The sequence below is a fragment of the Exiguobacterium sp. UBA6282 genome (assembly GCF_002440475.1).
Lineage (GTDB): Bacteria > Bacillota > Bacilli > Exiguobacteriales > Exiguobacteriaceae > Exiguobacterium_A.
In genome coordinates this window covers 1-2,318 of sequence record NZ_DJUM01000014.1, presented here as the reverse complement: position 1 = coordinate 2,318, position 2,318 = coordinate 1, and the positions used below count along the sequence as shown (strand labels likewise).

Here is a 2,318-nt window from a genome sequence, read left to right as displayed (position 1 = left end):
ATCGGGATCATTCCCGGTGCGTTCGTTTACAACAATATCGGCTCAAGCCTTCGTGATCCGTTCTCGTGGCAGTTCTTCCTCGCGATCGGTCTGTATGTCTTATTCTTTGCTGTGGGACTTGTCGCACAACAGATTCTCAAAAATAAACAAAAGAAAGAGCGTATGTAAGCGCTTTATGTCATAATATAAAGGCAGAGATGTGAACCGATACGGTAAAACAGCCTAGCATTTATTTAGGGGGAATCATGAGTGATGGAAAAAGTACTACGGGATGGTTTTATCTTCTTATCGCAAAACAAGACATTGAACGGTCTCGCCAAGCGATACGGGCTTAAATTCGGAGCAAGTCGCTTCGTGGCAGGGGATTCATTGGAAGCATCAAAACGGGCGATCCAGGAATTGAACGCAAAAGGATTATGCGTCACGATGGACCATTTAGGGGAGTTCATCTCGACGGTAGCGGAAGCAGAGATGATGACACAAGAATGTATTCGTGCGGTTGAGATGATTGCGGAAGAAAAATTAGACTCGCAACTCTCGTTGAAACTGACATCACTCGGACTTGATATCTCGGGCGACTTGATTCGTTCGAACATGGAACGGATTTTAACACGGGCAAAAGAACTCGGTGTCTTCGTCACGATCGACATGGAAGATGAGCCACGTTGTGAAAAAACGATTCAACTGTTTGAAGAATTGCGCCAATCTTTCGATAACATCGGTACGGTCATTCAGTCATACCTCTACCGGTCGGAAGATGATATCAAACGCGTCGGTCGCTTCGAGACGAATCTCCGGATCGTTAAAGGGGCATATAAAGAGCCGGCAACGGTGGCGTTCCCAGAAAAAGAAGACGTCGATCACAACTACATCAAGCTCGTGAAGTTACAATTATCACTCGGAAACTATGCTGCCGTCGCAACACATGACGATGCGATGATCGAGCAAGTCATCCGTCACGCTAAAGAAAACGGGATTGAAAAAGACCAGTTCGAATTCCAGATGTTATTCGGCATCCGGGTCGAGCGTCAACTCGAACTCGTCAAACAAGGCTATAAAGTCCGTGTCTACGTTCCTTATGGCCGTGACTGGTACGGTTACTTCATGCGCCGCTTAGCAGAACGACCGGCAAACGTTGCCTTCGTTCTCAAAGGAATGGTCAAAGGATAAGTAAAGAAGACGATGCAGCGTTGCATCGTCTTTTTTGAATTTAGAAGGGAGAGAACAAAATGGCTCGAACGGAACAACAGCTAAAAGAACTGCTACAACAAGACGCGAGTGTAACACCTGCGTTACTCGATGAGTTGCTTCTACATATCGGTTCGACGGATTCTGAGTTGCGGGATGGATTGGTCTATCCGCAGTTAGCGACCTACATCGCATCAGAGTCATTTACGATAGAAGACACCAATCGAATTTTCGATTTTATTTTAAGTGGGCATGGATTGATGTATAGAATGGGAACAGCGGACACAACAGCTGTTCTGACGCGATCATTTTCAGCATTAGCACTCGCTGAATTGTTAGTGATGGACAAAACCCGACACTTATTGACGCAAAGTCAGCTGAATCGGCTGTCGACTTACTTACAAACCTATTTGGAGCAAGAAAAGGATGTCCGTGGATTCATTGACGGAATGGGGTGGGCACACAGCATGGCACATATTGCAGATGTCTATGCGGTTTGGTTTACGCACCCAGCGAGTCGTCCACAGGAGGAACTCGGAGCGATTGATGCGATGATTCGTCAATTGACGCGGTCCGATTATCTCTATGTCGATGAAGAAGCGGACCGGATGGTAACGGCGTGGTTACAAGCTTGTCGTCATGGACTGTCGGAAGATATCCTATTGCAACGAATCGAACGTAATATTAAGGAGTGGCTTGAGAGTGACGTGACATGGGGAGATGCGGAGTGGACGACATATCGTAACATCAAGCAGATGCTACAGACACTCTATTTCCGACTGAAATGGGAAGAACAATCGGGTCTTGTCTTGGTTGAAGAGTGGTTGCGACAGGTACATCAGCGAACGCATGGAGGATGAAGCATAGTATACCGGACGTTCCCAGCATCTTCGCTTTCCTCAGGCGGGAAGTAAGCCGCGGCATTTCGCATTCCACGCGATTTGCCGGGTCTTCCTCTTCCCTGACGGAAGCATCTAGCATGCTTCCTTTTCCTGTAGGAGTCGAAGATGCCTAGTTCGTCCTAGATGAATTCATATCAAAAGCAATCGATTCCATTGACGGAAATCGATCGCTTTTGAGTTCTTTGGATAACAAATGAGTACGTCCTCCTCACATGTCTTCACCCGACT

2 protein-coding genes are annotated in these 2,318 nt (G+C 46.8%); both read left to right on the top strand.

What is annotated here, in order from left to right; genetic code table 11:
• The first annotated feature begins 252 nt into the window (after nt 1–252).
• Complete coding sequence (locus tag B2751_RS03675; protein ID WP_087681312.1) at nt 253–1,170, top strand: proline dehydrogenase family protein; 918 nt, start codon at nt 253–255, stop codon at nt 1,168–1,170.
• A gap of 59 nt (nt 1,171–1,229) precedes the next feature.
• Nucleotides 1,230–2,048 carry a DUF2785 domain-containing protein gene (locus B2751_RS03670; protein WP_290772944.1) on the top strand — a complete coding sequence of 273 codons (819 nt, stop codon included), beginning with the start codon at nt 1,230–1,232 and terminating at the stop codon, nt 2,046–2,048.
• Nucleotides 2,049–2,318: the final 270 nt, after the last annotated feature.